The organism is Bradyrhizobium tropiciagri (assembly GCF_018130505.1).
In the GTDB taxonomy this organism is placed as follows: Bacteria; Pseudomonadota; Alphaproteobacteria; order Rhizobiales; family Xanthobacteraceae; genus Bradyrhizobium; species Bradyrhizobium tropiciagri_B.
Window position 1 is genome coordinate 547,481 of the sequence record NZ_JAFCKH010000001.1, and the last position, 23,117, is coordinate 570,597.

At 66.4% G+C, this 23,117-nt stretch carries 20 protein-coding genes and 1 other RNA gene; 12 read left to right on the top strand and 9 right to left on the bottom strand.

Annotated elements, in window-relative coordinates:
- The first annotated feature begins 36 nt into the window (after positions 1 to 36).
- The 4 genes from JQ633_RS02495 to JQ633_RS02510 all read left to right on the top strand — a co-directional run bounded on the left by JQ633_RS02495 (position 37) and on the right by JQ633_RS02510 (position 4,582).
- Positions 37 to 408: a response regulator gene (locus tag JQ633_RS02495; protein WP_211981970.1), complete on the top strand. Its 372-nt coding sequence runs from the start codon at positions 37 to 39 to the stop codon at positions 406 to 408.
- 162 nt (positions 409 to 570) lie between these two features.
- Complete coding sequence (locus JQ633_RS02500; protein WP_211981972.1) at positions 571 to 765, top strand: hypothetical protein; 195 nt, start codon at positions 571 to 573, stop codon at positions 763 to 765.
- An 87-nt stretch (positions 766 to 852) separates the two neighbouring features.
- Positions 853 to 1,557: an SDR family oxidoreductase gene (locus tag JQ633_RS02505; protein ID WP_211981974.1), complete on the top strand. Its 705-nt coding sequence runs from the start codon at positions 853 to 855 to the stop codon at positions 1,555 to 1,557.
- A 349-nt stretch (positions 1,558 to 1,906) separates the two neighbouring features.
- Positions 1,907 to 4,582: a flavin-containing monooxygenase gene (locus tag JQ633_RS02510; protein ID WP_211981976.1), complete on the top strand. Its 2,676-nt coding sequence runs from the start codon at positions 1,907 to 1,909 to the stop codon at positions 4,580 to 4,582.
- Positions 4,583 to 4,766: 184 nt separating this feature from the next.
- Here JQ633_RS02510 and JQ633_RS02515 read toward each other — a convergent pair whose 3' ends face one another.
- Positions 4,767 to 5,609 carry a GNAT family N-acetyltransferase gene (locus JQ633_RS02515; RefSeq protein WP_211981978.1) on the bottom strand — a complete coding sequence of 281 codons (843 nt, stop codon included), beginning with the start codon at positions 5,607 to 5,609 and terminating at the stop codon, positions 4,767 to 4,769.
- Between the two features lie 140 nt (positions 5,610 to 5,749).
- A complete protein-coding gene (locus tag JQ633_RS02520) occupies positions 5,750 to 6,388 on the bottom strand; it encodes a TetR/AcrR family transcriptional regulator (protein ID WP_211981979.1) in 639 nt (212 codons plus the stop codon).
- Between the two features lie 184 nt (positions 6,389 to 6,572).
- Between JQ633_RS02520 and JQ633_RS02525 the strand changes: the two genes are divergently transcribed.
- From JQ633_RS02525 to JQ633_RS02540, 4 genes are all read left to right on the top strand, one after another.
- The gene (locus JQ633_RS02525) at positions 6,573 to 7,868 is read left to right on the top strand and encodes an HlyD family secretion protein (protein WP_211981981.1); all 1,296 of its coding nucleotides are present in this window, start codon (positions 6,573 to 6,575) and stop codon (positions 7,866 to 7,868) included.
- A gap of 48 nt (positions 7,869 to 7,916) precedes the next feature.
- Complete coding sequence (locus JQ633_RS02530) at positions 7,917 to 9,506, top strand: DHA2 family efflux MFS transporter permease subunit (RefSeq protein WP_211981983.1); 1,590 nt, start codon at positions 7,917 to 7,919, stop codon at positions 9,504 to 9,506.
- A gap of 458 nt (positions 9,507 to 9,964) precedes the next feature.
- Positions 9,965 to 11,767 carry an ABC transporter ATP-binding protein gene (locus JQ633_RS02535; RefSeq protein WP_211981985.1) on the top strand — a complete coding sequence of 601 codons (1,803 nt, stop codon included), beginning with the start codon at positions 9,965 to 9,967 and terminating at the stop codon, positions 11,765 to 11,767.
- 57 nt (positions 11,768 to 11,824) lie between these two features.
- Complete coding sequence (locus JQ633_RS02540; protein ID WP_211981987.1) at positions 11,825 to 13,228, top strand: MATE family efflux transporter; 1,404 nt, start codon at positions 11,825 to 11,827, stop codon at positions 13,226 to 13,228.
- On the opposite strand, the gene JQ633_RS02545 is transcribed toward JQ633_RS02540, so the two are convergent.
- On the bottom strand, positions 13,173 to 14,084 hold the full coding sequence (locus tag JQ633_RS02545; protein ID WP_211981989.1) for a DMT family transporter: 912 nt from the start codon (positions 14,082 to 14,084) through the stop codon (positions 13,173 to 13,175). The genes JQ633_RS02540 and JQ633_RS02545 overlap by 56 nt on opposite strands.
- 75 nt (positions 14,085 to 14,159) lie before the next feature.
- Complete coding sequence (locus JQ633_RS02550; RefSeq protein WP_211981991.1) at positions 14,160 to 14,903, bottom strand: sulfite exporter TauE/SafE family protein; 744 nt, start codon at positions 14,901 to 14,903, stop codon at positions 14,160 to 14,162.
- Positions 14,904 to 15,089: 186 nt separating this feature from the next.
- On the opposite strand from JQ633_RS02550, the gene JQ633_RS02555 reads away from it, so the two are divergent.
- Positions 15,090 to 15,821, top strand: a complete 732-nt coding sequence (locus JQ633_RS02555) for an alpha/beta fold hydrolase (protein ID WP_249158698.1) — start codon at positions 15,090 to 15,092, stop codon at positions 15,819 to 15,821.
- A gap of 149 nt (positions 15,822 to 15,970) precedes the next feature.
- On the opposite strand, the gene rnpB is transcribed toward JQ633_RS02555, so the two are convergent.
- Positions 15,971 to 16,385: RNase P RNA component class A (gene rnpB, locus JQ633_RS02560), an RNA gene on the bottom strand.
- Positions 16,386 to 16,520: 135 nt separating this feature from the next.
- Between rnpB and JQ633_RS02565 the strand changes: the two genes are divergently transcribed.
- On the top strand, positions 16,521 to 17,414 hold the full coding sequence (locus JQ633_RS02565; RefSeq protein WP_211981995.1) for a LysR family transcriptional regulator: 894 nt from the start codon (positions 16,521 to 16,523) through the stop codon (positions 17,412 to 17,414).
- A gap of 54 nt (positions 17,415 to 17,468) precedes the next feature.
- On the opposite strand, the gene JQ633_RS02570 is transcribed toward JQ633_RS02565, so the two are convergent.
- Positions 17,469 to 17,621 carry a hypothetical protein gene (locus JQ633_RS02570; RefSeq protein WP_211981996.1) on the bottom strand — a complete coding sequence of 51 codons (153 nt, stop codon included), beginning with the start codon at positions 17,619 to 17,621 and terminating at the stop codon, positions 17,469 to 17,471.
- A 281-nt stretch (positions 17,622 to 17,902) separates the two neighbouring features.
- Here JQ633_RS02570 and JQ633_RS02575 point away from each other — a divergent pair, with 281 nt between their 5' ends.
- Positions 17,903 to 18,265 carry a YciI family protein gene (locus JQ633_RS02575; protein WP_211981998.1) on the top strand — a complete coding sequence of 121 codons (363 nt, stop codon included), beginning with the start codon at positions 17,903 to 17,905 and terminating at the stop codon, positions 18,263 to 18,265.
- 66 nt (positions 18,266 to 18,331) lie between these two features.
- A complete protein-coding gene (locus JQ633_RS02580; protein ID WP_211982000.1) occupies positions 18,332 to 19,567 on the top strand; it encodes an RNA polymerase sigma factor in 1,236 nt (411 codons plus the stop codon).
- A gap of 19 nt (positions 19,568 to 19,586) precedes the next feature.
- On the opposite strand, the gene JQ633_RS02585 is transcribed toward JQ633_RS02580, so the two are convergent.
- From JQ633_RS02585 to JQ633_RS02595, 3 genes are all read right to left on the bottom strand, one after another.
- A complete protein-coding gene (locus JQ633_RS02585) occupies positions 19,587 to 21,470 on the bottom strand; it encodes a CHASE2 domain-containing protein (protein WP_211982002.1) in 1,884 nt (627 codons plus the stop codon).
- Positions 21,471 to 21,481: 11 nt separating this feature from the next.
- Positions 21,482 to 22,003: a FecR domain-containing protein gene (locus JQ633_RS02590; protein WP_211982004.1), complete on the bottom strand. Its 522-nt coding sequence runs from the start codon at positions 22,001 to 22,003 to the stop codon at positions 21,482 to 21,484.
- Positions 22,004 to 22,201: 198 nt separating this feature from the next.
- A complete protein-coding gene (locus tag JQ633_RS02595) occupies positions 22,202 to 23,071 on the bottom strand; it encodes an N-acetylmuramoyl-L-alanine amidase (RefSeq protein ID WP_211982006.1) in 870 nt (289 codons plus the stop codon).
- Positions 23,072 to 23,117 lie beyond the last annotated feature (46 nt).

Consider the following 23,117-nt stretch of genomic DNA (forward strand, 5'->3'; position numbering starts at 1 on the left):
CGCGGGGCGCAACCGCGTGATTTCTGGGGGATAGCTTTGCAAGACGCGCCGATTATTCTCGTCATTGAAGACGATCGCGACCTGCAGATGATGGTGGAGGACGCGCTGACCGACGGCGGCTTCGAGCCCGCGATCGCGCCCTCCGGCGAGGAAGCATTGACGCTGCTCAAGGCCTTCCGGACCAAGTACAGCGCGCTGGTCACCGACATCCGCCTGCTCGGCCGGCTCGACGGCTGGCGCGTGGCGCGCGGCGCGCGCGAGGTCGATCCGTCGTTTCCCGTGCTCTACATCACCGGCGGCGGCGGCGACGAGTGGCCGACCAAGGGCGTGCCGGACAGCATCCTGCTGCAGAAGCCGTTTTCGCCCGATGAACTGGTCGCGGCGGTGAAGAAGCTGGTCAAGGCCTAACGCTGCCTTGATCGGTACGCCGCGAGCGCGGCGGTACTTATGCCGTCTTTACAAGATGGCGAAACGGTTCTCCTCGAATTCATACGCCGCTCCATCCACCTTCGAGCCAGGCATTTTCGCGCGCTCGCCCGCGAGGGCGGCCGCGGCATCTGGAGAACGAGGATGACGACCTATCGCGCGTATATCGTCGGGCTGCACAGCCGATCGATCGGTGTGGTCAACATGGACTGCGCCGATGACGACGCCGCCATCAATTCGGCCAGCCGTCTCGTCGATAGCCACGACATCGAGCTCTGGCAGATGGACCGGCCGGTGGCACGGTTCGACGCCGGATCGAAGCAGGTATACAGGAAATAACTGCGACATCGCGCGGCCAGGCAAGGTGTCGCGCAGCACGATCCCTGATGATAGACGTTGCGTCGGTTCATCACGGGGATATCGATCATGGCAGCAGGAAAAGTCGCGCTCGTCACCGCAGGCGGCAGTGGCATGGGAGCGGCCGCGGCGCGGCGGCTCGCGGCGGATGGATTCCACGTCGCGATCCTGTCGTCGTCGGGCAAGGGCGAGGCGCTGGCGAACGAACTCGGCGGCATCGGCTTTACCGGCTCGAACCGTTCGAACGACGACCTGAAGCGCGCCGTCGACGGCATCATGGCGCGCTGGGGCCGCATCGATGCGCTGGTCAACAGCGCCGGCCACGGGCCGCGCGCGGGCGTGCTGGATTTGACCGACGAGCAGTGGCACACCGGGCTCGACGTTTATCTGATGAACGTGATCCGCCCGACGCGTCTCGTCGCACCGATCATGCAGGCGCAGAAGGCGGGTGCGATCGTCAACATCTCGACCGCCTGGGCGTTCGAGCCGAGCGCGATGTTTCCGACCTCGGCGGTGTTCCGCGCCGGCCTCGCCGCGTTCACAAAGCTGTTCACCGACGGCTACGCCGCCGACAATGTGCGCATGAACAACGTGCTGCCGGGCTGGATCGACAGCCTGCCCGCCACCGACGCGCGCCGCGACAGCGTGCCGATGCAGCGCTACGGCAAGGCCGAGGAAATCGCCGCGACGATCGCGTTCCTGGTCTCCGACGGCGCCGGCTACATCACCGGCCAGAACATCCGCGTCGACGGCGGCTTGATGCGGTCGGTGTGAGGCAAACAGCCGACCCGTCATCCTGAGGTGCGAGCTCTTGCGAGCCTCGAAGGATCGACGGCCGCCAGCCGGGCCGCGCACCCTTCGAGGCTCGCTCCGCTCGCACCTCAGGATGACGGGATCAACAGCCGTGCGACACAGCCGGTGTCGTCCCTGCTTTCGCAAGGACGACAGTTGTGTATGCGGGGCTGCTCATGTCCGCACGAACACTTGCGTCTACACGCTGCATCTCGTGCCGCAGCCGGCGCGCGTGTCACGGTTCCTCACCTGAGATTGCATTTGCCGTGATGACAAACTGAACACGCAGGACTAGCCTTCCGCTCAAATCAAAACACTCGGGAGGAATGGCATGCCAGACGCAGCGGTTGCAGCACGTGCTTCGGACTCCACGCGGCGCGGAACCACACAGCAGGTCGACGTCGTGGTCGTCGGCGCAGGTTTCGCCGGACTTTATCTGCTGCACCGGTTGCGCAAGGCCGGACTGTCGGCGGTCGCGCTCGAGGAGGGCGGCGACGTCGGCGGCACCTGGTACTGGAACCGGTATCCGGGCGCGCGCTGCGACATCCAGACCATCGACTACAGCTACACGTTCGATCCCGAGCTCGACAAGGCGTGGACCTGGTCGGAGAAATACGCGACGCAGCCGGAGATCCTGCGCTATCTCGGTTTCGTCACCGACCGTTACGATCTGCGCCGCGACATCCGCTTCGACACCAAGGTGACGCAGGCGACCTGGGACGATGCGAGCGAGCGCTGGCAGCTCTCGACCAGCAACGGCCCGATCTCGTGCCGCTACTACATCATGGCGACCGGCTGCCTGTCGTCGCCCAAGCCGCCGGAGATCGACGGCGTCAAGGGTTTCAAGGGCGAGATCTATTTCACCGGCCGCTGGCCGCATCAGGGCGTCGACCTCAAGGGCAAGCGCGTCGCCGTGATCGGCACCGGCTCGTCGGCGATCCAGTCGATCCCGCTGATCGCCGAGCAGGCCGCGCAGCTCACCGTGTTCCAGCGCACGCCGAACTTCGCGCTGCCGGCCGGCAATGGTCCGGCGCCGGAAGATCGCAAGACCTATTTCGAGAGCGATCGCGCGGCCTATCGCGAGCAGGCCCGGCTGTCGATGACCGGCGTGCCGTATCCGCAGCAGACGGTGGTGAGCTGGCAGCTCAGCGACGCCGAGCGCCGCGAGCGCTTCGAGAAGGCATGGGCGGCGGGCGACCTCGTCCACATCCTGACGCAGTTGTGGGCCGATCAAGGCGTCGATGCCGACGGCAACAAGATCGTCGCCGACCTGATCCGCGAGAAGGTCCGCGCCGCCGTCAACGATCCCGCAACGGCCGAAGCGTTGACGCCCCACGACCATCCGTTCGGCGCCAAGCGACCCTGCCTCGATACCAATTACTATGCCACCTACAACCGTCCCAACGTGACGCTGGTGAATCTACGGCAGGAGCCGATCAAGGAGATCACCGCGAGCGGCATCTCGACCAACGGGCGCAGCTTCGATGTCGACGTCATCGTGTTCGCGACCGGCTTCGACGCGATGACCGGCGCGATCATGGCGGTGCATCCGATCTCCGGCCGCGGCGGCAAGTCGCTGTCGGACGTCTGGGCAAAGGGGCCCGAGACCTATCTCGGCGTCACCGTCGCCGGATTCCCAAATCTTTTCATGATCACCGGTCCCGGCAGCCCGTCGGTGCTGTCGAACATGGCGGTGTCGATCGAGCAGCATGTCGACTGGGTGGTCGAGCGCATCGCGGCGCTGCGCGATGCAGGCTTCACCACGATGGAGGCGACCGAGACCGCGCAGGCGGGCTGGCAGCGCCACATGGCCGATTGTTCGATGCTGACGCTGCATCGGCTCGCAAACACCTGGTACACGGGCGCCAACGTGCCCGGCAAGCCGCAGGTCGTGATGCCCTATACCGGCGGCGTCGGTCCTTATCGCAGCATCTGCAACGAGGTCGTCAACCAAGGCATGCTCGGCTTCAAGCTCACCGGTCCCGGCGTCGAGGCGCAATGCAATGACGGCGAGATCGTGCGGCTGCAGCCGGACGTACGGCTGGTGCTCAATTTGCTCGGCGAGTTGAACCTGCCGCCGCTCGAGACCATGGGCGCGCAGGGCGCACGCGACTTCCTCAACGAGTTCAACAAGGGCCGTCCGGCGGGGCGGCCGGTCGGCGAGGTCGGCACTGGGATGCTGCAGGGCGCCGATGGTCCGTTGCCGTACAAGCTCTACCGGCCAGCGTCGCCGGGGCCGCATCCGATCGTGGTCTATTTCCACGGCGGCGGCTGGGTGCTCGGCGATGAGCAATCCGACGATCCGTTCTGCCGCGACCTGTGCCGGCGCACCGACATGATCGTGGTCAGCGTCGGCTATCGCCACGCGCCCGAGCATCGCTTCCCGGCCGCGCCCGAGGACGGCTATGCGGCGACGCGCTGGATCGCCGCGCATACTGCCGAACTCGGCGGCAGGGCAGGGCCGCTATTGGTCGCCGGCTGGAGCGCCGGCGGCAACATCGCCGCCGTCACCTGCCAGCTCGCGCGCGATCGCGGCGGGCCTGAAATCGCGGGCCAGCTCCTGATCTGCCCGGTCACCGACTCGAACTTCGATCGTCCGTCCTATGTCGAGAACGCGACCGGCTACTTCCTGACCCGCGGGCTGATGTACTGGTTCTGGGACATCTACTGCTCGCCCGCCGACCGCACCGATCCGCGCGTCGCCCCGCTGCGGGGCAAGCTCGAAGGCCTGCCGCCGGCGTTCGTCGCGACCTGCGAGTTCGATCCGCTGCGCGACGAGGGCATCGCCTATGCCGAGGCACTGGCGAAGGCCGGCGTTGCGGTCGAGCAGCTCAAGGCGCACGGCCAGTTCCACTCGTCGTTCACGATGGTCGACGTCATCATCACCGGCGTCAGCGGCCGCGTGAAGATGGCGAAGGCGCTGCGCCGCTTTGCCGGACTGCCGGAGGACGTTGAGCAGGGCAGGACCGCGCGCGTTGCGCCGGAAGTCAACGCAGCGGCGAAGTAGGGTCGGGACTCTTACTTCACCTCGCCCCGCGTGCGGGGAGAGGTCGGAACGCATCGCCAGATGCGTTCCGGGTGAGGGGGAGTCTCCGCGAATCCAACTGCTACCGTTGATGCGGAGGCTGCCCCTCACCCCAACCCTCTCCCCGTAAGAACGGGGAGAGGGAGTCCACCAATCTCATCACGCCCTAGCCGAGTTCGAACGTCGTGACGCCGAACACGCGATCGGTCCGCATGGGCGGGATCGCGCCGGTGTACATCCGCGCGGTCTCGAACACCGGCGAGAGGCCGAGGCCTTGCGCCAGCGCGACCGCGTCGCGGTTGATCTCGGGGACGTCGAGAAAGATTTCGCCGCTGCCGCTGCTCGCGAGCAAGGCCGACAGCAGCGTCTCGGCGCTGGCGCGGTCGTCGGCAATCAGCGGGCCGATCTTGCGGCCGGTCCGGCACGGCCGGATCACACCCCAGCCGGCAAGCCGGCCATCGCGCAGCAGCGCGCGTCCGACATGCCCCGGCGTGTTGATCCATGCGCGCAGGAAGGCCGGGCGCGGCGCCGGAAACACCGTTGAGTCATCGGCTTCGATCAGCGCTGCCGGCACGTCGGCCAGCGCGACGACGTCGGCGTTCGGTATCGGCGGCGCGGCGACCGTTCCGCCGTAACGTATATTGGCGTAGGCGAGCGCGAAGCCCGACTTCCTGTAGTTGGCCTGCTGCGCCACCACGCCATCGAGCCCGATCACCCGCGGCCGCGCATGCGCGATCGCCGCGTTCCAGATTTTCAGGCCATGACCGCGCCCGCGCAGATCGGGCCGCACGATGTAGAAGCCGAGGAAGGCGAAGTGCGCGCCGTAATTGACGCAGGAGATCACCGCGGCGGGCTGCCCGTCGAGCTCGCCGATGAAAAATCCTTGCGGGTCTTCGGCGGCGAAGCTGGCGGCATCGGCGAGGCCGGGATTCCAGCCTTCAGCCGCGGCCCAGTCCACCGCGAGCGCGATCTCGCCCGGTTGCATGTGTCGGATGGTGAGGTCGTTCATCGCTGGCTATCCTCGGGCTGGTGCCGCAACAGGATAGCGCGCCACTATCTCCCCGTCATTGCGAGCGAAGCGAAGCAATCCATTTCGACACGAGAAGAGAGAATGGATTGCTTCGCTTCGCTCGCAATGACGGTGGAAGATCAGTTGGCCTTCGGCCGGTACGCCGCGAAGAACACGCGCGTCGCGCTGTCGACCACGGTCGCGATCCGCTCGGGCGAGGGCGACGGCGCGGCCTGGAAGATGAACGCCTGGAACAGCGTCGCCTGGCACATCTGCATGAACTGCCAGGCCGCGAGCTGATAGTCGTCGATCACGAGATCGCCGAGTGCGGCACGCGCCTCGAGATAGGCGGCGAAGCGGTCGACGGTGTGCGCGATCACATGGGTGTAGAACCGGCTCCCGAGCTCGGGCATCCGCTCGGCGATCGCCATCACGGTGCGGATCGCCGAGCCTCCGCCGGGCCGGCACAGCACCCCGACATAGGCGCGGCCGAACTCGGGCAGCGTCACATCGACGCTGCGCGCCGGGTCGAAATTGAAGATGATCTTGCCCTGGGCGAGCTTCTCCTCCTCGACGATCGCCGCAAACAGCCCGGCCTTGTCGGGGAAGTAGACGTAGAGGGTGCCCTTGGAGACCCCGGCGGCGCGGGCGATCTCGCCCATGCTGGCGCCGTCAAAACCGAGGTCCAGGAACACCTTGCGGGCGCCGTCCAGGATCTGGCGGCGCTTCGAGGACTCCTCCTCGACGACGTGGACGGAAGTGGGCGGCGCTGCAACCATTGATTTAGCTTCTCGGCAAGAACTCAACGCAAAATGGTCAAAGGCGAGAATCGACGCACTATAATCTGTAAGTCCGAATGTAGATTGACCGAACGGTTCGGTCAATGGTAAGTATGGCACTGACGATGGCCGCGCGGCAAAATCCCGCACCCGCGCGCATCGGGAATTTGGTGGGGAGCCTTTCATGGCCGCAGCGAGAGATCAGGCCGCGCGCATCGTTCGTTCCGGGCCGGAGACGGCGGCGGACGACGTGACGCGTGATGCGTCCGAAGGTCTCGGCGAGCAGGGCGCGCCTCAGATTGCCGACGAAGCAAAGCGCCGTCCCGCCGAGCAGCCGCAGACGCCTGCGCCCGCGCAGCCGGCCGCGCCGCCTGCCGCTGCCGCGCCGAAATCCGGCAAGCGCAAATTCGTGCTGATGGGCATCGTCGGCCTGCTCGCGCTCGCCGCCGCCGGCTACGCGACCTATTACCTGACGATCGGCCGCTTCTACGTCTCGACCGACGACGCCTATGTCCGCGCCAACAACACCATGCTCGGCGCGCGCGTCGCGGGCCACATCGCCGCGATCATGCCCGGCGACAACACGGTGGTGCGTGCCGGCGACGTGATCTTCCGGATCGATGACGGCGACTATCGCATCGCGGTTGACGCCGCGCGCACCCGGATCGCGACCCAGCAGGCGACGATCGATCGCATCGGCCGCCAGGTCACCGCGCAGGAGAGCGCGGTCGAGCAGGCCAAGGCGCAACTCGTCTCGGCCGAAGCCGGCCTGAAGCGCGCCGGGCTCGATTTCGATCGCCAGCAGGCGCTCAACACCAAGGGCTTCGCCTCGCGCGCCACCTTTGAGGTCTCCGAGGCCGGCCGCGACCAGGGCCAGGCCGCGGTGCGTTCGGCGCAGGCGGCGTTCGATGCCGCCAAGGACAATGTCGAGGTGACGCGGGCGCAGCAGGCCGAGGCGCGCGCGCAGCTCGCCGAGTTGCAGACCCAGCTCGCCAAGGCCGAGCGCGATCTCGAATTCACCAAGGTCCGCGCGCCGGTCGACGGCACCTTCTCCAACCGCATGGTCAACACCGGCGACTACATCAATGTCGGCCAGCGGCTCGGCAATGTGGTGCCGCTCGAAGGCGTCTTCATCGACGCCAATTACAAGGAGACGCAGCTCAAGCGGATCCGCCCCGGCCAGCGCGTGACGATCAAGGTCGATGCCTACGGCTTCCGCAAGTTCACCGGCATCGTCGACAGCATCTCGCCGGCGGCGGGCTCGGTATTCACGCTGCTGCCGCCCGACAACGCCACCGGCAATTTCACCAAGATCGTGCAGCGCCTGCCGGTCCGCATCCGCGTGCCCGCCAGCGTCGCGAAGCAGGGCCTGCTGCGCGCCGGCATGTCGGTCTACACCACCGTCGACACCCACGAGGGCGCGCCGGATGCCGACGCCGACAGCGATCTCGACGCGCCGATGATGATCCATCCGCAGTGATGCCTTGAGGCTGCGAGCCGACGGTTCGAAGCCGGAGCCAATGAATCCATGGCCGATACGACCACTGCCTCTCCATCGATGATGAGCGGCGCCCCGGCGTCGGAGCGCATCCAGCCGAAGCGGCTGTTCGCGTTCATCATCATGGTGTTCGGCATGTTCATGTCGATCCTGGACATCCAGATCGTCTCGGCCTCGCTCAACGAGATCCAGGCCGGCCTCTCGGCGTCGTCCACCGAAGTGTCGTGGGTGCAGACCGCCTACCTGATCGCGGAAGTGATCGCGATTCCGCTGTCCGGCTTCCTGTCGCGGGCGCTCGGCACGCGGATGCTGTTCGCGATCTCGGCGTTCGGTTTCACCGCATCGAGTCTCTTGTGCGGCTTCGCCTCCTCGATCGAGCAGATGATCGTGTGGCGCGCGCTGCAGGGTTTTCTCGGCGCCGGCATGATCCCGACCGTGTTCGCCTCGGCCTATCTGATCTTCCCGCGCACCAAGTTCTACATCGTGGCGCCGATCATCGGCCTGGTCGCGACGCTGGCGCCGACGGTCGGGCCGACGGTCGGCGGCTTCATCACCGACCTGATGTCGTGGCACTGGCTGTTCTTCATCAACATCGTGCCGGGCATCCTGATCACCATCGGCGTGCTGGCGCTGATCGATTTCGACCAGCCGAATCTCGCCCTGCTCGATCGCTTCGACTGGTGGGGCCTGATCTTCATGGCCGGCTTCCTCGGCTCGCTGGAATATGTGCTGGAGGAAGGCCCGCAATATGAGTGGCTGCAGGACACCTCGGTCGCGGTCTGCGCCGCGATCGGCTTCGTGTCGGCGATCCTGTTCTTCTGGCGGGTGCTCACCGCCGAGGAGCCGATCGTCGATCTCTACGCCTTCACCAACCGCAACTTCGCGGTCGGCTGCCTGCTGCAATTCTGCGTCGGCATCGGGCTCTACGGCCTGACTTACGTCTATCCGCGCTATCTCGCCGAGGTCCGCGGCTACAGCGCGCTGATGATCGGCGAGACCATGTTCGTCTCCGGCATCACGATGTTCTTCATGGCGCCGGTGGTCGGGCGGCTGATGCTCAAGGTCGATTTGCGCTACATCATCGCGTTCGGCCTCGTCACCTTCGCGCTCGGCTCCTGGCAGATGACCTGGATCACCCGCGAGTACGATTTCTACGAGCTGCTGGTGCCGCAGATCCTGCGCGGCATCGGCATGATGTGCGCGATGGTGCCGACCAACAACATCGCGCTCGCCACGCTGGCGCCGGAGCGCGTCAAGAACGCCTCCGGCCTGTTCAACCTGATGCGCAATCTCGGCGGCGCGCTCGGGCTCGCGGTGATCAACCAGGTGCTCAACGACCGCACCGACCTGCATATCTCGCGGCTGCATGACCGCGTGACCTGGGGCAACGCCACCGCGGTCGAGACGCTGAACAATTTCACCCAGCGCATGCAGGGCATGGGCGATTCCGCGATGATGGCGATGAAGCAGCTGTCGCAGATCGTGCACCGCCAGGCCGCGGTGATGAGCTACGGCGACGCCTTCTTCATGCTGTCGCTGTTCTATGCCGGCCTCAGCCTCGTGGTGCTGTTCGTCAACAAGCCGCCGTCGATGACCGCCGGCGGCGGCGACGCGCATTGACGGGAAAGGCGAATTCGTAGCCCGGATGAAGCGCAGCGAAATCCGGGACCAGACCAACCGCGGAAAGATCTTCCCGGATTGCGCTTCGCTCCATCCGGGCTACGAAGAGTCACCATCGCCGGCACACGTGAGCCCGAATGGCCACACTCGCGCGCATTGACGCACTCACGGCGATGTTACCTTGCCAATCCCGCGTGATGCATTTATAAGCAGCGCTCCGTTGCTCGAACCGGGGAGATGCGCATGAATTCGTTTATTTCGCAGATCGCGCGCCCGCGTTCGATGATGCTGGACGCGCTTTCGCATTAGCTCCCAGCTCTGATCGGGCCTGATCCCCGATCGACCAAGCTTCCCAACACGTTACCGATTGTACTCAGCGTTGCCTGCGGCCGGATTCCGGCCGCGCATCGCTTCAGATGGAGCCGGCCGGCGCGACGCACGCGTGGCCGGAATGGGCCATGACCGCTTCAACCACCAAACGACCGGCCGCGATCCGGGTCGTGCTTCCGTTCGTGTTCCGCCATTGGCTGGAGCAGCCGCTGCGGGCTGCGATCGTCACCGCGGGATTTCTCGGCGCGACCGCCGCCGACCTGTTCATGCCGGTCTATTCCGGCCGGCTGGTCGACGCGCTGACCGCGGGTGCGGCGAGCCCCGCCGCGCGCCATGCCGCGCTGCTCGCGTTCGGCGCGATCGTCGGGCTCGGCCTGCTGTCGGTGATCCTGCGCCTCGTCGGCATCCAGACCATCGTGCCGTTCACGCTGCAGACGATGTCCGATGTCGGGCAGCGCGCGTTCATGCGCGTGCAGCGCTTCTCGACCGACTGGCACGCCAACTCCTTTGCCGGCTCCACCGTGCGCAAGATCACGCGCGGCATGTGGGCGCTCGACGTGCTGAACGACACCGTGCTGATGGCGCTGCTGCCGTCGGTGGTGGTGCTGTTCGGCTCGATGATCCTGCTCGGCCTGCACTGGCCGCAGCTCGGCGCGGTGGTCGCGGTCGGCGCGGTGATCTATGTCGCGATGACGATGGCGTTCCAGGTCCGCTACGTGGCGCCGGCGGCGCGCGTCTCCAACGCGTGGGACACCAAGGTCGGCGGCACGCTGGCGGATGCGCTGACCTGCAACGCGGTGGTGAAGTCGTTCGGCGCCGAGGTGCGCGAGGACATCCGGCTCGGCGGCGTCATCGGCCGCTGGCGGCGGCGGGTGCGGCGGACCTGGTTCCGCTACAACCACACCGGCGCGGCGCAGCTGCTGGTGCTGCTGTGCTTCCGCGCGTCGGTGATCGGCGGCGCGATCCTGCTGTGGGCGGCGGGCCGCGCCACGCCGGGCGACGTCACCTATGTGCTGACCAGCTACTACATCATCCACGCTTACTTGCGCGATGTCGGCATGCACATCAACAACCTGCAGCGTTCGGTCAACGACATGGAGGAGCTGGTCGCGATCCATGCCGAGCCGCTCGGCATCGTCGACGCGGTCGACGCCAGGCGGATCGACATCGCGGGCGGCCGCATCGTGTTCGACGACGTGACCTTCCATTACGGCGGCCATCGCAGGCCGCTGTATGACGGGTTGTCGATCGACATCGACGCGGGCGAACGCGTCGGGCTGGTCGGACGCTCCGGCTCCGGCAAGACCACCTTCGTCAAGCTGGTGCAGCGGCTCTACGACGTTTCCGGCGGCAGGATCCTGATCGACGGTCAGGACATCGCAAAGGCGACGCAGCAATCGCTGCGCAGCCAGATCGCGATCGTGCAGCAGGAGCCGATCCTGTTCCACCGCACACTGGCGGAGAACATCGCCTACGGCCGGCCCGCCGCCAGCATGGAGGCGATCGAACAGGCGGCACGGCTCGCCAATGCGCATGACTTCATCATGCGCCTGCCGAAGGGCTACGGCACGCTGGTCGGTGAGCGCGGCGTCAAGCTGTCGGGCGGTGAACGGCAGCGCGTGGCGCTGGCGCGCGCCTTCCTGGCCGATGCGCCGGTCCTGATCCTGGACGAGGCGACCTCGAGCCTCGATTCGGAATCGGAGGCGCTGATCCAGCAGGCGATGGAGCGGCTGATGAAGGGCCGCACCTCGATCGTGATCGCGCACCGCCTGTCGACGGTGCGCAGCATGGACCGCATCCTGGTGTTCGATCGCGGCGAGATCGTCGAGCAGGGCACGCACGAGATGCTCGCCGTACGGCCGAACGGCATCTACCGCTCGCTGTTCGAGCGGCAGGCGACCGAGTTCGGCCGGATCGCGGCGGCGGAGTGAAATGGCGCGCGGCCGACGGGCGAACGCCCGGTCAGTCGCGCGCCGGGGGGAATTGCGATGAAGGATCTGACACGCGGCTCCATCGTGAGCCACATCCTGATCATGGCGCCGCCGATCGTCGTCGGCATGATCACGATCATGATCTGCCAGCTGGTCGACCTGTATTTCGTAGGCGGACTCGGCGAAGCCGCCGTCGCGGGCGTGGCCGCGGCGGGCAACGCCGGATTCCTGATCAACGGGTTCATGCAGGTGCTCGGCGTCGGCACGGTTGCGCTGATCGCGCAGGCGGTCGGGCGCAAGGATCGCAGCGACGCCAATTCGGTGTTCAACCAGGCAATCGTGTTGTCGGCGTTGTTCGGGTTGGTCACGCTGGTCGCGGGTGCGCTGCTGTCCCGTCCTTACATGCGCGCGGTTGCGGCCGATACCGACACGATCGAGGCAGGCACCACTTATCTACTGTGGTTCATGCCGGCGCTGGCATTGCAATTCATCACGCAAGTGATGGGCGCCGCGCTGCGCGCCACCGGCATCGTGCGGCCGGGCATGCTGGTGCAGGTGATCGCCGTGCTCATCAACATCGCGCTGGCGCCGGTTCTGATCACGGGCTGGGGCACCGGTCACGCGCTCGGCGTCGCGGGGGCTGGCCTTGCAAGCTCGCTCGCCGTGCTGTGCGGCGTGCTGATGCTGCTTGTGTATTTCCTCAAGCTGGAGCGCTATGTCAGCTTCGATCCGGCGCAATGGCGTCCGCGGCTTGATCAGTGGAAGCGCATTCTCAATGTCGGCCTGCCGGCCGGCGGTGAGTTCGCGATCATCTTCGCCTGGATGGGCGTGATCTACTATGTGCTGCGCGATTTCGGTCCCGGCGCGCAGGCCGGCTTCGGCATCGGCACGCGCGTGCTGGGGTTGATCCAGATGCCGGCGCTTGCGGTCGCGCTCGCCGCGGGTCCGATCGCCGGGCAGAATTTCGGCGCCGGGCATACCGCACGCGTGCGGGAGACCTTCGTCAAGGCGGCGGCGATCGCCACCATCGTGATGGGCGCGTTCACGATCCTGGCGCAATGCAAGCCCGAATGGCTGCTCGGCAACTTCTCGAGCGATCGGGAGACGATGGGCGTCGCCGCGATGTTCCTGCAGTTCGTCTCGCTCAATCTGGTGGCGCAGGGGCTGGTGTTCACCTGCAACAGTATGTTCCAGGGCCTCGGCAACACCAGGCCGGTGCTGTTGAGCTCGGTCACCCGCCTGGTCACCTATGCGGTGCCGGTGATCTGGCTGTCGACGCGGCCGGGCTTCCGGATCGAGTATGTCTGGTACATGTCGATCGCGACGACGACGCTGCAGGCCGCCTTGAGCCTGTGGCTGTTGCGCCGCGAGTTCGGCAAGCGCCTGACGAGGCCGGCGAGCGGGCTCACTCCGGAACAAGCTGCGCCGGAGGCGGCGCCGTCTGCGCCCGCGTCCGTGTAGAGATCGCCACCGTTGCGACCACGGCGGCGGCGAACAGCACGATCTGCCAGGTGATGGTCTCGTCGTTGAACAGGGCGGCAAGCGCAAAGGTAACGAAGGGCTGCAGCAACTGCACCTGCGACACCCGCGCGATGCCGCCCATGGCCATGCCGGCGTTCCAGGCGAAGAACCCGATCCACTGCGAGAACAGCGCGACGTAGAGCAGGCCGAGCAGCGGCTTGAGCGGAAGCTGCAGCGGATCGGCGGGCATCGTCAGCGCCGCGGCCGGGAGCGAGAACGGTAGCGCAATCACCAGCACCCAGCTGATCACCTCCCAGCCCGGCATCGAGGCCGTCAGCTTGCCGGAGAAGGCGTAGCCGACGGCCGCGACAGCGACGGCCGCGAACAGGAAGAGGTCGCCGACCGACAGCGCGCCGCCGCCCTGCCGCAGCGCGAAGGCGATGACCAGCGCGGCGCCCGCGAGGGACGCGATCCAGAACAGCGGCCTCGGACGTTCATGGGTGACCGCGACGGCGACCAGCGCCGTCCCGATCGGCATGCCGCCGAACACCACTCCGCCATGCGAGGCATCCACGCGCTGCATGCCCATCGCCATCAGCAGCGGAAACAGCACGACGACGCAAAGCATCGTCAGCACCAACTGCGGCCAAAGCGGGCGCGGCGGCAACGGACGCCGCAGCACGACGAGCACCGCCAGGGAGCAGAGGCCCGCAATCGCCGCCCGCATCGCGGTCAATGCGAATGGATCAATCGCCGCGACCGCGAGCCGTGTCCCCGGCAGCGTGCCGCCAAAGATCACCATGCCGACAAAACCGAGCAGCAGGCCGATGCGTTCGCGTGAATGGGACGTGGACATGATCGACGTGGTTAGCGGTTTTGGATCGCCCTCGACAAGTCGCGCGCTCGGTGCACATGGCCGCCATGCGCGCACTTATCTCGGAGCAATCTCGCTCCACACCAGCGCGACGCCGGACAAGAACAGCAGCACCAGCACGATGTCGGAGAAGTTGCGGTCGCTGAGCGCATGGTAGACGCGCGAGCCGAGCCAGGCACCGAGCAAGGTGCCCGGGAAGGCGCAGGCGGTCAGCCAGATGATATCCGGCTTCACCAGCCCGCTCGCGGTCTGCACGCAGAGCGCGGCGAACAGGATAGTGAAGTTGAAGGTCTGGAATACGCCGCGCCGCTGTTCCTTGCCCCAGCCGCGCACGCTCGCCCACAGGATCGGCAGCGGGCCGGATAGCCCTGCGAGGCCGCCGAGGATGCCGCCGGCAAAGCCGATGGCGCCGTCGGCCCATTTGCCGCCGAATGCGATCGACATCGGCTTCTTCTGCAGGTACAGCGCGACCGGAAACACCAGCAGGAAGATGCCGACCGTCAGCTTGAACACGGACGGATCGGCTTGCGAGATCAGCAGAATGCCGATCGGCACGCCGGCGAGGCCGCCGATGATGAATGGCCAGATCAGGCGGAAATCGATCGTCTTCCAGATCGACGGCAGCGTCGAGAGCTGCGCGATGACGGAGCAGACCAGCACCAGCGGCACCGCCAAGGTCGGCGGCAGCACGTAGAGCCAGATTCCGAGCGCCATCAGCGCGGTGCCGAAGCCGGCGAGGCCGGAGACGAAACCGCCGGCCAGCGCGCCGGAGAACAGGATCGCGTAGCCCGCTGCGGTCAATCTTTTTCTCCTTCGTCATTCCGGGATGGTCCGAAGGACCAGACCCGGAATCTCGAGATTCCGGGTTCGATGCTTCGCATCGCTCCGGAATGACGGGCGTGTTGATCCCCACGTTTACACAACGCGCACCGCAGCTACTATTCGAAATCGCAGCTCTCCAACGATAATCGAAAAATGGAAATCCCCATGACTGCGAGTGCGTCCACTGCGAGTTCGTCCAAAACCTTTCTGGTCTGCCACGGCGCCTGGTCGGCGGGATGGGCGTGGAGGAAGATGCATCCCCTGATGCAGGCCGCCGGGCACCGGCTGATCACCCCGAGCTACACCGGGCTCGGCGAGCGGGTGCATCTGGCGCATCAGGCGCTCGATCTGGAAGCCCACATCGCCGACATGCTCAACGTCATCAGCTATGAGGATCTCGGCGACATCGTGCTGGTCGGCCACTCCTATGGCGGCATGGTCGCGACCGGCGTTGCCGATCGCGTGCGCGAGCGCATCGCGCAACTGATCTATATCGACGCCTTCGTGCCGCGCGACGGACAATCGCTGTTCGATCTCAACGCGCCGGCGATCGAGAGCATGCGCAAGGCCGCGCGCGACGGCGACGGCTGGCGTATCCCGCCGATGCAGACGCCGGCGGACACCTCGGCCGCCGATGTCGAATGGCTGGGCGCGCGCCGCGTTGCGATGCCGATCAAATGCTTCGAGCAGAAGCTCACGCTGAAGCACGGCGAGCCGGCCGTGCCGCGCAGCTACATTTATGCCACCCGCAGCGCGCCCGCGGATACGTTCGGACAGTTCTCGCAGCGCACGAAAAGCGAAAGCGGCTGGCGCCACTTCGAGATCGACGCCAGCCACTCGCCGAACGTCACCGCGCCGGAGGCGCTGATGGCGCTGTTGCAGGAGATCGCTTCCTAGGTCGTCATTCCGGGGCGCGCGTAAGCGCGAACCCGGAATCTCGATGTCGTTGCGCGAGATTCCGGGTTCGATGCTGCGCATCGCCCCGGAATGACGGTCACAGAATGGCGAGGGGCCCGGCGCATTACGCCGAGCCCCTCATTGGTAGAAGCATCAGCCGGCCTGTAAGCCGGGTTCTGTAGGGCACCACTCTTTCGAACGGTACGTGACGGCCATTCCTCTGGGGCAGGGTTTGCACCTTGCCTCGAGCAACCTACCCGGACAGCGGGCCTGACATCGCCCTGCGGTGTTATCGCGCGAGCGCGAACTAACCGCCATGCCGTCCCTATTCGGTTTTGCTCCCGGTGGGGTTTGCCATGCCGTCGCCGTTGCCGGCAACGCGGTGCGCTCTTACCGCACCTTTTCACCCTTACTCCCTCCGGGGAGGGAGCGGTTCGTTCTCTGTGGCACTTTCCCTGGGGTCGCCCCCGCCGGACGTTATCCGGCACCGCATGTCGATGGAGCCCGGACTTTCCTCCCCCGCGGCCTTTCGGCACCAGCGGGAGCGGCCGTCCGGCCGACTGACGGCTCCGTGCATGCGGGCTTTGGCCGCCCGCGTCAAGCGGTTGCGATGGTTAATCCGGCAGCCATCCATGGTTTTGACATCCGCCGAGCCTGCGCATTTGATATCGGCTTCTCCGATTCAAGGATTTGCAGGCCATGGACACCGAACTGGCCCGGACCTTCCTGACGGTGGTGAGCGCCGGCAACTTCATCACCGCAGCCGAGCGGCTCCATGTCAGCCAGTCGACCGTGAGCACGCGCATCCACGCCCTCGAGCAGCAACTCGGCTGTACGCTGTTCGTGCGCAACAAGGCCGGCACGACGCTGACGCCGGCGGGCCGGCAGTTTCAGCGCCATGCCTCGCTGCTGGTCCGCACCGTCGAGCAGGCCCGCCATGACGTCGGACTGCCGAGGGGATTCACCGCGACGCTGGTGGTGGGCGGCCGCATCGGCCTGTGGGAGGAGTATCTGTTGCGCTGGCTGCCGCTGATGCAGACGACGTGCCCCGAGGTCTCGGTCCGGGCCGAAAGCGCTCTCGAGCCTGAACTGATGCAGGGACTGGTGGAAGGACGCATCGACGTCGGGGTGATGTACACGCCGCAGAGCCGCCCCGGGCTGAAGGTCGAGCATCTGTTCGACGAGCAGCTGATGCTGGTGTCGACCGATCCGAAGAGCCCGCCCGAGCCGCAGCCGGGCTACGTCTATGTCGACTGGGGTCCGGAATTTTACGCGCGGCACAGTACGTTGTTTCCGAACTTCGCGGGGCCGGCGCTCAACGTCAACATCGGCTGGCTCGGCCTGCAGCACTTGCTGGCCAATGGCGGCTCGGGCTTCTTCGCGCGACGCATCGTCGAGCCGCTGCTGAAGGCGAAGCGCCTGCACGCGGTCGCCGGGGCACCGGTGTTTTCGATGCCGGCCTATGTGGCCTATCCGCTTGACCGGCAGGAGGAGCATGTCTCGAACGCGATCGCGCTGATGCATCGCGTCGCGATGCCTCAGACAACAGATCAGCCGTCAGCTTCGAAACGCAGCCTGCGCAAGCGTCACTGACCGCGGCGCCGTATCGATGTTGCCGATAGCAACTACAGCGCCAACTGGCGGCCGCTATGCGCCCGACGGATTGTTGCTGACCGCGACCACGGCCGCGATCTGATCGGCGCTGAGGGCCGGTCCGACCGCATCGGCCGCGAACAGCACCCGGCTGGCGGCCCAGCACACGAGCAACAACAGCAAGCCCTCGATCCCTGACGATGTCATGGCCGTTCCTCCGAAGGGCGATCGGACCGTCCGCCTGACCAGGCCGGTCACGACCGACGCGACGCCACCTCGAAAAGCTAGCCGGGATATTGGTTTTGACAAACGAATAATAATGGCTGTTGCTATCGGATTTGCCGATATAAAGGTCGGCAATACCGGTTTCAGTGGCGTCGCCGCCGCACGGCACGGACGCGCAAATAAATTATGCTGAGGATGTCGTTTGGCGTGTCGCCCGTTCGACTGGGTGTCGGCGATCCAGCCGAACAAGAGGAGTAGTCGAGATGCAATATCTGTTGCTGATCTACCAGAACGAGGTCGAATACGCGAAGAATGACGCCGCGACGTCCCAGAAGATGCTGCAGGAATATGGCGCGTTCACGCAGGGCATCATCCAGAACGGCAATTACAAGGGCGGCGAGCGGCTGCGGCCGACCACGACCGCGACCACGGTGCGCATCCGCGACGGCAAGACGCTGACCACCGACGGTCCGTTCGCGGAAACCCGCGAGCAACTCGGCGGCTTCTATCTGATCGACGCCAAGAATCTCGACGAGGCGATCGCGATCGCGGCGCGGATTCCGGGCGCGCGGGTCGGCTCGATCGAAGTGCGCCCGATCTGGGAGATGGCCGACTATAACAAGTGATGAGTTCGTCATTCCGGGGGCGTCCGAAGGACGAGCCCGGTACGACGGTCAATCGTCAGCACCCACATGACCCCCAGCCAGATCGAAAAAATCTTCCGCGACGAGGCGGGCCGCGCGCTCGCGACGCTGATCCGCCTCGTCGGCGATTTCGATCTGGCCGAGGACTCCCTGCAGGACGCCTTCGCGGTGGCGCTGGAGCGCTGGCCGATCGGCGAATTCCCGTCCAATCCGCGCGCCTGGCTGGTCAATGTCGGTCGCAACAAGGCGATCGACCGGGTGCGGCGCGCGGTGACGTTTCGCGGCAAGCAGCAGGAGCTGACGCATCAGATATTGCTCGATGCGGAGGGCGCGGCCGAGCCGGCCGACGCGACGCTCGACGACGACATGCTGAGGCTGATCTTCACCTGCTGCCATCCGTCTTTCGCGGCGGAGGTGCAGGTCGCGCTGACCCTGCGCACGGTGTGCGGCCTCACCACGGCGCAGGTCGCGCGCGCCTTCGTCGTGGGCGAGGACGCCATGGCGCAGCGGCTGCTGCGCGCCAAGCAGAAGATCAAGCTTGCCGGGATTCCCTATGAGGTGCCGGCGCGCGAGGCGCTGGAGCCGCGGCTCTCCGGCGTGCTCGCGGTGATCTATCTCGTCTTCACCGAAGGCTATGCCGCGACCGCGGGCGAGGACCTGATGCGGCCCGACCTCGCGCGCGAGGCGATCCGGCTGGCGCGGCTGCTCAACGTGCTGATCCCGGCGCGCGGCGAGATCAAGGGCCTGCTGGCGCTGATGCTGCTGCATGACGCGCGCCGCGCCGGCCGCCAGACCGCCGGCGGCGACATCGTGCTGCTCGAGGAGCAGGACCGCTCGCTGTGGGATTTCGAGCAGATCGCCGACGGCCTCAAGCTGGTCGAGGAGGCGCTGCGGATGCCGGGCCTGCCGCAATCCTACGCGGTGCAGGCCGCGATCGCCGCGCTGCATGCGCGGGCGCCGAGCTATCAGGACACCGACTGGCCGCAGATCGCCGGCCTCTATGACGTGCTGCTCCGGATCAACCCGTCGCCGGTGATCGAGCTGAACCGCGCTGCCGCGGTGTCGATGGTCGACGGTCCGGCCCGTGCACTCGATCTGATCGACGCGCTGGAGGCCCGCGGCGACCTGAAAGGCTACGACCAGCTGCCCGCCGTGCGCGCCGATTTGCTGCGCCGTCTCGGCCGCAAGGCGGAAGCGCGGCAGGCCTATCTCGCCGCGACCGCCGCGACGCAGCTCGAGCCGTTGCGCCGGCTCTATGCACGGCGGATCGCGGAGATGGGATGAAACTCGTTCGCTGCGCGCCTCATGCGGGGCGGGAGTTGTCGGAAGCCTGGGCGCGCGCGCTCCAGAGCCAGATCCCCAGCGAACCCGAGCGGCCCCGCACTTGCGTCCGGATCGGCCCGGTCAGCGAACCGGATTTGGAGAGAGCGACGTCATCTCCGGCCGCGCGCAGCAATTCGTCGCTGACGCAAATCTCGACGCGATGACCGGCCGCCACTTCCATCAGGCGATTGGCGACATTCACGGTGTCGCCGGTTGCCGTGATGTGGCGATGGCTGGTGCCGCCAAGGCGAGATGCGACGATGGTCCCGAAATGCGCCCCCAGCTTGTACCCCAGCCTCGACGCGATCGGCATCGGCAAGCCACTTAGCCACTCCGACGTGCTTGTCGAGAGGGTTGCTGCGCAGTCGATCGCCCTGATCGCATCATCAGGCGCAGGCTGCGGCAGGCCGAACAGGACCATGGCGCCATCGCCGAGAAAGCCCGTGATCGTTCCCCGATATTTCACCACGTCCTGGTCGATGATGCCGTGAAATTCGTTCAGCAGCTCCCTGATGCGGTCAGGCCCCATCGTTTCGCTCAGGGACGTGAATCCCGACAGGTCGATGAACAGGACGGCTGCATTCTGGCGCACCGGCTCGGCAAGAAAATTGGGATCGGCGGCGAGCCATCGTTGAATGCTGGGTGCCTGGAACTGGCCGAGCACCTGGCTCTTCATGGCAAAATAATGCGCCCGCTGCCGGCCCCACCAGAGTTGAATGACGCCGAACAGCAGCACGGGCGGTGCGGTCGCGGCCAGCGGCACGGCCGCGCTCAACCACACGCCCGACGAAGTGGCCAGGAGCGTTGCGCTCATCCACAGCAGGACGACGCCGGCCGCGGCGATGATGCCGACCGTGCTGCGGCGCCAGGCCAGCAGGCCGACGATCATCGCCGGAAGGAGTATGCACACGATGCCGTCCGCGATCTGGATCGACCGGCCGTGCCAGACGACATCTCCAGCCAACAGGCCGGTGATCGCGGTCGCGATCACTTCGACACCCGGCATCAGCGGCTCGAACGGCGTCGGAAAGAAGTCGCCGCCGCCGGCGACGGCGGCGCCTACCACGACAACTCTGTTCGCAATGGCGGCGGCGGGCGGCTCGCCCGCGAGCAGCGACGCGGCGCTGATGGTTCGTATCGTCCCGCGCGGGCCGTAGAAACTGACCGGAAGTGCATGATCGGCATCGGTCGGAATCGTGAGCCGGCCGAGGACAAGACGGTTCGGCTCGATCGCCGGCTCGATCCCGGTGGCGAGGCTGGCGATGCGAAGCGGGAATGACATCGCGATGCCGTCGTCGGTCCGAAACAGCATTGGTATCGCGCGCGGGACACCGCTCTGGTCGGTGGTCACGTTGACGACGCCGACCGACGCGCGTTCGGCAAATTGCTTCAGCGGCCATAGAAACCGCTCGGCCGATGGCAACGCTCCGAGTGGCTGGTCCTTCTGAACAGGGATCGACTGGCTGTGCTGGGGAAACACGGCGGCCGCGGCGATCGCTGTGGGAGCAGCCCCGAGCGCTTCGGCCAGCGCGGCATCGCCGGCGTCGGAACCCTTGTCCAGCAGCAGGATGTCGAGGCCGATCGCCTTCGGTTTCAACCGCGCGATCGCATCGACGATCCTGGCAAGGTCGCGCCTTGGCAGCGGATATTGGCCGAGCTGCCCGACGACGCGATCGTCGATCTCGACAATGGTGACGAGATCGGGCGGCGCCCGCACGCCGCGCAGCACGGTTCGAAAGTCCGTGATCGCCGACTCGGCGCGGTCGAGCGCGCGCAGGTGGCCCTGGGAGTGGAGGACATAGACCCCAGCTCCCCATAGCGCTGCCAGAACGACCGGCAGCAGGCCCCTGAGATGCCTGCGCATCGGCGCGGTGCTTACTGGCCCAGTCTAGCCATCAGGGCGGCGACACGTGCCGGCGCCCAGCGCTTGACGACGAGGGGAGCGGTGCCCTCGACGTCGACGCCTTCGCCGGGTCCGAGAATGACGCCGCCTCGGGTGGCGGATCGGCGCCCGACCGAGACGCGTCCGTTGACGACGAACACCGACGTCTTCTGCGCCGTGGTGTCGACGGCCCATTTGGTGCCGCGCACGGCCGCGATGGCCTGCGGCGTCGTCACCGTGAAGCGCTTGCCCTTGGCCACTTTGGGCACTTCGAGCAGGATCGCCTGACTGCCCAGCTCGACGGAGTCGACGCGGCCGTCGCGGTTGGTGTCGTTCAGCGTATACTGCGCGCCGTTCTCGGCGGTGATGGTGATGCCGCCGTCGCAGCGCAGCGTCTGCGCCATGCCCGATGTATTCACCGGCTGACATTTGACGTCGCTGGTCTGAGCAGCGGCCAGCTCGCCCAAAAACAGATAAAACAAAACGGCGCCGATCGATCGCGCAAGTACCGTCATGGTGACACCTTCCAAAAATTGACTTGGGATACGGCAGCAGTCGTGACGTGCCGCCATCCTAAAGGAAGACGCAAATCATTGCTAACGGCGCACTTGACGCAGCTTAGAGGCGGAAATGAGGATCGTGCGTCGGGCGCAGGGGAGGCATGCCGAGGCGCCGAGATCTCGTCAGAACGACCAGAAGAATGAAGCGGCGTCCTACTTGGTCGAAGCAGCCACCGCCGGTGCCGCCGTCTCCGGCGGCAGGCTGGCGAGCAGCGCATGCAGCGTCGCCATGGTGGACTGATCGGCAATCCCGTCGACGCGCTCGGGACGGAAGTGGCGCTGGAAGGCGGTGACGACTTCCATGGTCGCGCCGTCGAACTTGCCGTTGGTCGGGGCGTTGTAGCCGTAGCGGCGGAAGGCGGTCTGCATTCTGGAGACGTCGTCGCTGATCGCGCCGAGCTGCAGTTGACCGGCACGCACGATCGGCGCCGGCTGCACCCAGTGGCCGACGCCGGAATTGGCCAGCGAATGCCACGGGAATTTCTCGCCGGGATCCTTCTTGCGCGCCGGCGCCACGTCGGAATGGCCGAGCACGCGATGCGAGGGCACCTTGCGGCGGAGCATGATGCCGCGGCACAGCGCGATCACCGCCGCGATCTGGCGCAGCGGAAACTCGGGATAGCCCCAGTCGTGTCCGCGATTGACGATCTCGACGCCGATCGAGCAGGAGTTGATGTCGTCCTCGCCGGCCCAGTACGACACGCCGGCATGCCAGGCGCGCTTCGCCTCGGGCACGCATTGCACGATGCGGCCGTCCTCGAGCACGATGTAATGCGCCGAGACCTCGGTGCCCGCGGTGCAGAGCTGCGCGATCGCGCCCTCGACGTCGGGCATGCCGGTGTAGTGCAGCACGATCATATCGGGCTCGCGGCCGCCGGCGCGCTCGCCGAAATTGGCCGACGGGATCACATCGGAGGCGATCGAGGAATCAGGCGCGAACGTCGTCATGTCGGCAACAGCCCTGGGAATTGGAAGGGCGCGTTGTCGCTTCGAATCGGAGCCACCAGACGAACCAGAAGCCATCAGATCACTGAAACCCGGCGGGAGAACGGCATGACGTATCGATAAA